Source organism: Planktothricoides sp. SR001, from assembly GCF_001276715.1.
GTDB lineage: Bacteria > Cyanobacteriota > Cyanobacteriia > Cyanobacteriales > Laspinemataceae > Planktothricoides > Planktothricoides raciborskii.
Genome location: NZ_LIUQ01000026.1, coordinates 84,742 through 92,894, shown reverse-complemented (window position 1 = coordinate 92,894; position 8,153 = coordinate 84,742). Strand labels below are relative to the sequence as shown.

5 protein-coding genes are annotated in these 8,153 nt (G+C 44.3%); 4 read left to right on the top strand and 1 reads right to left on the bottom strand.

Annotated features, from left to right (window positions below; genetic code table 11):
* Positions 1-39 precede the first annotated feature (39 nt).
* Positions 40-867 carry a CHAT domain-containing protein gene (locus AM228_RS16215; RefSeq protein ID WP_255353208.1) on the top strand — a complete coding sequence of 276 codons (828 nt, stop codon included), beginning with the start codon at positions 40-42 and terminating at the stop codon, positions 865-867.
* A gap of 466 nt (positions 868-1,333) precedes the next feature.
* Here the strand turns inward: AM228_RS16215 and AM228_RS16210 are convergent, their stop codons facing one another.
* Positions 1,334-3,511: a transglycosylase SLT domain-containing protein gene (locus tag AM228_RS16210; RefSeq protein ID WP_190880870.1), complete on the bottom strand. Its 2,178-nt coding sequence runs from the start codon at positions 3,509-3,511 to the stop codon at positions 1,334-1,336.
* A gap of 452 nt (positions 3,512-3,963) precedes the next feature.
* Between AM228_RS16210 and AM228_RS16205 the strand changes: the two genes are divergently transcribed.
* The 3 genes from AM228_RS16205 (at position 3,964) to AM228_RS16195 (ending at position 7,743) form a co-directional block, all read left to right on the top strand.
* Positions 3,964-5,769 (top strand): tetratricopeptide repeat protein, encoded by a 1,806-nt coding sequence (locus AM228_RS16205; protein WP_054467132.1) that lies wholly within the window; start codon positions 3,964-3,966, stop codon positions 5,767-5,769.
* A gap of 128 nt (positions 5,770-5,897) precedes the next feature.
* Complete coding sequence (locus AM228_RS16200; protein WP_054467131.1) at positions 5,898-7,109, top strand: tetratricopeptide repeat protein; 1,212 nt, start codon at positions 5,898-5,900, stop codon at positions 7,107-7,109.
* Positions 7,110-7,248: 139 nt separating this feature from the next.
* Positions 7,249-7,743: a DUF427 domain-containing protein gene (locus AM228_RS16195; RefSeq protein WP_054467130.1), complete on the top strand. Its 495-nt coding sequence runs from the start codon at positions 7,249-7,251 to the stop codon at positions 7,741-7,743.
* Positions 7,744-8,153 lie beyond the last annotated feature (410 nt).

Here is an 8,153-nt window from a genome sequence, read left to right as displayed (position 1 = left end):
AATCCGCATCAATATCGAGAGTAAAAAAAACTCCATAAACTGTTAATTAAACCCATTGAAGATTTATTACCGACTAACCCAGATGAACGAGTGATTTTTGTTCCCACAGATGCTTTATTTTATCTACCTTTTGCTGCTTTGGTAGATGAAGAAGGAAAATTCTTAATTGAAAAACATACAATTTTAATGTCTCCTGCCATTACTGTGTTAGAAACAACTCACAAAAAACGGCAAAATTTATCTTCTTCTGCCCAAGATATTGTGATTGTGGGTAATCCGCAAATGCCGAAACTTGCACCGAGTCCAGGGGAAGAACCTAAACCGTTAGCCCCCCTTCACTATGCTGAAAAAGAAGCGATTGAGATTGCTAAAATGTTCAATACTTCGGCTTTAATTGGAGCCAATGCAACAGAATCAACGGTAGTTGAACGCTTGAAAACTGCTCGAATTATTCATTTTGCTACTCACGGATTTGTTGATAATATTCAACCTTTAAATAGTGGCGTAGCGTTAACTCCTGGGGGTTCGGAGGATGGATTATTAACGGCGGATGAAATTTTTGACTTAAAATTAAATGCAGAATTAGTGGTTTTAAGTGCCTGTGACACTGGACTTGGACAGTTAACCGGGGATGGGATGATTGGGTTATCTCGTTCGTTTTTGAATGCAGGAGTTCCGAGTTTAGTGATGTCGTTATGGGCTGTAGATGATCGAACAACCTCTCAATTGATGGTACAATTTTATCAGAACTTACAGACGACACCCAACAAAGCCCAAGCGTTACGACAAGCGATGTTAACGATGAAAAATCAATATCCTGATCCTTATTATTGGGCGGCGTTTACTTTAATAGGTGAAGCAGAATAGCAGAGAATGAAGATCGGTAAAGGGGGTAGATAAATCCCCGGGGGTTAAAACCCCTTTAACCGACTGTAGGGGTCAACGGCCGTTGACCCCTACGGGGATTTTAATCCCCGCAATCGTCGGTTAATTGCGGGGGTACATAAATCCCCGGGGGTTAAAACCCCTTTAACCGACTGTAGGGGTCAACGGCCGTTGACCCCTACGGGGATTTTAATCCCCGCAATCGTCGGTTAATTGCGGGGGTAGATAAATCCCCAGGGGTTAAAACCCCCGGCTAATAGCGCAAGTCGGTTAAAACCGACTCTGGATTATTTTGAAATTGGTAATATTTTTTAGATTAATATAACTTATCTAGGAGCGCAAGCATTGCGCCCAAAGAAGCAAATCAACAGATTATGTAGGGGCGCTACGTCCAAGCGCCCCTCGCTGCGGAAAAGATGAGGAGATTTTTTGGGCGATCGCAGAACAATTAAGGATTTAAGCGTTTAGCTACTTCTGGATTATAAAGTCTCAGATAATTCCAGTAATTGCCAAAGACGTGCTCGACATACCCTTTAGTTTCTGGAAAAGGGATTTTTTCGTGAAATTCATCGGGATCGTTCCAGCCAAATCGCTTTAACCAGTCGGCAACACTACCGGGACCAGCATTGTAACTGGCGACTGCCAACATAGAGTTATTTTGATATTCTCGATGGGTATAGTCTAAGTACCAAGTCCCGAATTTAATGTTGTCTTCTGGTTTTTCTAGGTTATATTCTTTAACGTTGATTTTGCTGGCAATCCATTCCCCAGTTTCGGGCATCACTTGCATTAGTCCGGTCGCCCCAACCCAGGATTTAATTTTGGGCATAAATCGAGATTCTTGGCGGATTAAGGCTGTCACCAGTAGGGGGTTGAGTTGTCGCTGGTTTGACCAGTTGAGAATTATATCCTGATAGGGAAATGGATAAAGGGCTTCTCCATAGAGGGTGGTTTTTCTGAGTTCCTGATATTGGGCAATTTCTTCCGGTTTAGTTCGCTGCGATAAACTAGAAAGCATGAACATCCCATCTAAGTTGTCGCCGATGCCGATCCGGATTACGCCATCGGTAAATTGTTCGGGAACAGTGGGGTTGATGCGGTTCTTAAATTCTTTTTGCCACAAAGTCCAGGCGTCTTGATCCAGACCGAGTTGATAGAGTTCATGTAAGACTTTAGACCCCGCAGGTAAAATCGATCGCTGATGGGGTTTGACCACTTCGGGGTTGTGCGATCGCACATTGGTAAAATCTCCCACATCCCAACCCAAATTCACCGCCGATCTCCAGGCATAGTAAGAATCTGGATATTTGGCTAAGACATATTCAAAAGCGGTTTTCGCTTCTTGGGCTTTGCCCAGGCGCTGCGCCCATTTTCCCACCCAGAAGCTCGCTTTGGGCGCGAGTTCGCTGTTTGGGTTTTCTTTGCCCAAAGCCACACCCCATTTCCAAGCACCGGCATAGTCACCGGCTTTGGCCAGGTTTTGGGCTTTTTGCCAACGCAATTCTGCCGCTTGGTTGGAGTTGCTATATTGGGTTAACACCGATTCTCGCGCTTGTTCCGCCGATTGACTGCTGCCCAGTTGCTCTAGTCGGTTGGCTCGGTCTAACAAGGCTTCCGCTGCCCGTTGGGGAAATTTAGCAATGACTTGATCTAAATAAGGAATGGCTTCTTTGGGCTCCAGGAGTCTAGCCAGTCGCAATAGCCCTAGGGCGTTGTCTTCACTGTCGGGGAATTCGGCGTTTAATTTTTTATATTCGGCGATCGCCTCTTTTTCTTTATTTCCCAGCCACAGTCCCCGCGCTGCCCGGTAAGCATTTTGCGGGGTGCGCGTGGCTTGGCGATAGGCGGCGCCACCTTTGCCATATTCTTGTTTTTCCCAATAGGCAAATCCAATCACTTCCCACTCTTCGGGGGTGAGCCTGGAGGCATATTTGCTGGTTAATTGATCCAGATAATTGACAATATCCGGCAAGTGCAGACCATATTGAGCAATCAAAAGTCGTAAGCTTTTATCCAGTTCCGGGGATAAGGATGGCTGTTTTAATAACTGAACCGCCATTTCTACGGTGCGCGGGTGACTGGGAAACTCGGCGATCGCTTGTTGCCAATATTCGGGATTAGTCTGACCTAGTTTATACAAGGCTTCGGCCACAACCGGCGAATTAGGATAATCTTTGACTAGGGTTTGCCAAGTTTTCTGGGCTGACTGACTGTTGCCGATCATTTCATAAGCAATGGCTCGTTGCTTCAAAATATAGGGGGCTAAAATTTGGTAACTTTTTTCTAGTTCATCCAGATATTTGAGTGCCGCTTCTCCTTGACCCAGTTGGATCTGGTCAACGGCAAGTAAATACCTAGCCCGACTGCGATCGAGTGAGTGGCCATTAGCCGCGATGCTGGCGAGTTCTGGCGATCTGTCTTGGGGCGACCACAGGGCTAGTTTCAGCACCGCCGAGTCTGCATCATGGATTTTCAAACTCTCAACTTTATGCTGCCCAAATCCTGTCCATTTAACCGTAGGCATCGCTGCGCCCAGTAATAGAGCGCCAACTCCTAGTCCAATTAATACAGATATCTTATTTTTCTTGTTATTCACAATTGGGTGATTGTTCTTTTCTGTTGCCATATTAATAATATTTTAGAGTCTAGATTTTCTTTTGAGGTACACGACCGCTCTCTAAAACTTACAGTACCAAGCTACTGAACCCTAATCAGGAGAAGCATCGCCAGCGTCTCCTCTGGGTCAAAACCTAGGACAAGCCTAGGACAACCCTCGTAAAACCCTCGTAAGATCCTTATAAAACTCTAGTAAAAGTCTAGTCAAACTCTAGTCAAACTTAAATAAAACTCTAGTAAAACCATAATTGTTTCCTCTGATTCCCATAGGGGGGTTCCAGTATTATCCCTGGAGACTAGGGCATACACCATTTCGGGAGGATGGTTGCTTAAATCCGATATTCTCCAGGCTCTATTTCTGCTTCCATCGGTGCTAACCGATGCCACCAGCCCGTTGCTATTTAATTGCTCACAATTGCTCAATATGAAAGAAAAAAAATTAGCTGTTTAAGGAGGTTATTTATGAAAAATAAACATTGGAATCGGCATCGGATAAATATTCAAAAAATCCAGAGTACCACTGGTTCATGCATAGTGATAGGGTTAATTTATTTTGGGGGCTTAATTATGAAAAAACATCCCCAGATTAATTCAGTGTATGCCAACCAGGGAAACGTTATATTATGGTTACAAAGTAATTCTGTCAATTTTTCCCAAGCAGCATTGGCGTCCGCACCGGAATCCCTGGAACCATCGTTATCAATATCAGAATCAATATCCGAATCAGAATCAGAATCTGATTTCAGCGAGGCTTCAGCGGATATCGAGGATTCAATTGATGCAAGTCCAGGGGATAGAATTATTAGATGGTTAAGTAATAATCAGAATAATTTATATTTGTTTATAGTTTATATGATTATATTATTTACTTGTGTGAATCTGGGAATATTGTTAATATTAGCTAGATTAAGCCGACTGAAAAACCATCAAAGAATAGCGATCGATCCACTGACTTTGGAAACGTTAACCGAATTAAAAAATTTGTTGGTGGAAACTCAAAATAGCTTATTCTGGCTACAAGACTATTTGGAAAATGAGACGAACAAAGCCAGTCAAAGTCGTGAGTCTTATGCCTCCGGCAGGCTCACGGAAACAGGTTGGAGTAGTTTTTCCCGCAGTATCCGAGATTCACAGGTTTTTGAACCGGATACAAGCCCCAGTTTATTGACTCAAAATCAAACAGAAGACTCGCTGATCAACTCCGAAAGTCAGTCGATTTCTAATTCTATGCGGGCTGGGGAGTTGTTGGAACAAGCCAATGCGCTGCTGGTAAAAGGTCTTTATGCCCAGGCGATCGCCAAAATTGAACAAAGTATTACCCTGAATCCTGGGTCGGGTCAAGCGTGGTTGAACCGAGGCTGTGCGCTATTTTATCTGAAAGAATATGAGATGGCGATCGCTTCTTATGACCAAGCTTTGCATCAAGGGGGAGACTGCCCCGATGCTTGGTATAACCGGGCTGGGGCGTTGGTGCAATTACAGCAATACACTGAGGCGATCGCCAGCTATGAACGGGCTACTCAAATAAATCCCAACTATTTAGCCGCGTGGCATGACCGAGGTTTGATATTAATGAGTTTGCAACGCTACTCCGAGGCGTTAACTTGTTTTAAGCTGGGGATTCAGTTAAAACCCAATTCCCCAGAATTTCGGGTTCACCTAGGTCAGGCGTTTAGCAAACTCGGTGAATATCCAGAGGCGATCGCCGCTTATGAACAAGCGATTCACCTCCAGCCCGACTATACCCCGGCTTGGGTGCAATTTGGCTGTGTCCTCGCGGCGATGCAACGGCACTCCGAGGCCGTCGCCGCCTACGATCGCGCCCTCAAACTAAGTCCCGATGATGCGATGGTTTGGAATTATCTCGGCATTGCCCTGGGCAACCTGGGAAACTACCCCGAAGCCTTAGCCGCATATAATCAAGCTTTGACATTAAAACCCAATTGGCCAATGGTGCAGTCAATAGTACAAAATAATCGGGCGGCTATGTTGATGAAACTACAGCGTTATTCCGAGGCGATCGCCGCTTGCGATCGGGCGATCGCCCTGGAACCGGATCAACCGGCTATTTGGTATAACAAAGCCTGTTGTTATGGTATTCAAGGAGATGTGGATCGGGCGATCGAAAACCTGCAACAGGCCATTTGCCGCCATCAAGCAACCTACTTAGACCTCGCCAAAGCTGACGCAGATTTTGACCCCATTCGCCAAGACCCGCGTTTTCAGCGGATAATACAACACAATGAGCAATCATCTTTCCTGCAATAGATTGGTTGTTCGTTATTCGTTATTCGTTATTCGTTATTCGTTATTCGTGTTAGGCAACTAGCAAATAACCAACAACCAATAACAAACAACCATATAAGTCCTGTGATTTCTCAATAGGTAAAATCAACATGACCCATAAGACTCATAAAAATTATCTGGTGAAAATGCTCTTGTATCCCGCCAGCCTTGGGTTGGTCACTGGGATCCTTTCGATTGCCACCGTCAGTGTCAATGCCAACCCAGAGTCGGTCACCCCACCCCCCCCACCAAAACCGCTTAACAGCAACAGTACAAGCACTTCGCCGCCGGCTACCCCGAAGGGTTCAATGACTGAACCCTTCATTAACTCTAATTCTACCTCCCCCGTCACTCCCAATGCGGCGCACTCAACCCAGGCAAACCCTGCCTCGGCTACTGCTGCGGCTGAGGCTTCACCGCAACCAGGACCAGAAGCCGTTCCCACTCAAACCCTTTCTCCAGAAACGGCTGCGGCAGAAACAGCACCAACCCCAACCACAGAACAACAGCAACTAGAAAGTTTAATTAGAACGGAAGTGAATCAGGCATTAGACCGCCGTAACAGCTTTTTTTATGCTTTGTTTGGGGCGATCCTGATTATGATTGGCGGCACTTGGCTTTTTCTGTGGCTATTACGTCAGAATTTAACCAAAATTGTGATTGGTGAACTCCAGCAAAAAATTAGTGGCCAGTTGAAGGCCGAAATTGGCGAGCAAATTAAAGCGGAAATTTCCGCAGAATTTGTGGAAAACTTGGCACAACAAAGGAATAGTTCTGCCTTGGCGATCGCCCAACCGCCCGCCAAAGCTATAGATAATAGCACGCAAATTAATGAACTCATTTCCATGGCCGTTGCTACCAACAATCTTTTGCAAGAAACTCGCAGCGCTTTAGAAGAATCCCGGAAATTACACGATCGGATTAATCAGCCAATTCAAGAAATTTTTGGCATTTATTTCAAGCAAGCTACTGAACTATTGCAGCAAGGTGAATATGAAGAAGCAATTGAGATGTATGACAAGACCTTGCAAACCAATCCCGATTTCTATGAAGCTTGGTTAGGAAGAGGCATTGCTTTCACTAGACTAAAACAATATGAAACCGCGATCGGTTGTTATAATAAAGCCCTCCAACTCAATTCGGAGCATCCCGAACCCTGGTATGAAAAAGCTCGTTGTTATGCCATCAAAAAAGACATTGATTTAGTCATTGATAACTTACAACGAGCCATTAATATTAACCCCAAAATTCGCAAAATCGTCCAGCAAGACCCTGACTTTGAAATCATTCTCGATCACGAAATGTTCACTCAAAGCAGTTAAAATAAGAATTGGCTATTAGTTATTGGTTATTGATGCTCGGTGGGCGAACCGCCAAATAACTAATAGCTATTAATTAATATTTGATAGCTATTAACTAATAGCTAATAACTAATATAAATCAATCAGGAGGTTAATATTTATGCGACCAGTACCCATTCCCCCAGGACCCGGACAAGAATCAGTTTGGGATTACCCGCGTCCCGCTCGTTGGGAAGACTTTGATAAGCATATTCAAGTGATTTTTAATGATGTGGTTATTGCGGACAGCCACCGCGCCAAAAGAGTCTTGGAAACCAGTCATCCGCCGGTCTATTATATCCCCCGTGAAGATATTAAAATCGAGCATTTAGCGGAAACCGATCGCCAAAGTTGGTGTGAGTGGAAAGGCTTGTGTGTGTATTGCGATGTGCAGGTGGGCGATCGGCGATCGCCCTCTGCCGCATGGCGCTATGTTAAACCCACGGCTAATTTTTTACCCATTCAAGAATGCTATGCCTTTTATGCCAGTTTAATGGATGCTTGTTATGTGGATGGTGAGCGAGTTCAGCCCCAACCCGGTGATTTCTATGGTGGCTGGATTACCAGCAATATTGTTGGCCCATTTAAAGGCAGCAAAGGCACAATGGGTTGGTAAATTTGGTTATTTGTTGTTAGTTATTGGGCAGGGATTCTTTGGTTGTTGCCCCCCTTTGACCGCCATCGGGTTGTTAGTTATTGCCCCCCCTTTGAAGGGGGGGTTGGGAGGTGAGTCCATAATTTCTGATATCGGTTGCGCTGGCGATCGGTCAGATTTGGCTCCCTCAGTTTTTGGTTATATTTATTAAATAAATTTTCATATCTTTCGGCTAACTATTTCTGATTGGCTAGTAAAGCTTCCTGGATCTCTATTTGTTGTTTATACTCCTCTGATAAAAAAGCAAATTGATGTCAAATTGATGCTTTTTTCGGGTAAATTATAATCATTTTTTAATTCTTTGGTTGGAGCAGATTCATCAAATTTATCAAGATCAACTATTTTGTCAAATAAATTATGATGATAACGCC

Excerpts from the sequence above, each read along its gene's own strand:
- AM228_RS16200 (WP_054467131.1), top strand. The coding sequence starts at position 5,898 with ATGACCCATAAGACTCATAAAAATTATCTGGTGAAAATGCTCTTGTAT.
- AM228_RS16195 (WP_054467130.1), top strand. The coding sequence starts at position 7,249 with ATGCGACCAGTACCCATTCCCCCAGGACCCGGACAAGAATCAGTTTGG.
- AM228_RS16210 (WP_190880870.1), bottom strand. The coding sequence starts at position 3,511 with ATGGCAACAGAAAAGAACAATCACCCAATTGTGAATAACAAGAAAAAT.
- AM228_RS16205 (WP_054467132.1), top strand. The coding sequence starts at position 3,964 with ATGAAAAATAAACATTGGAATCGGCATCGGATAAATATTCAAAAAATC.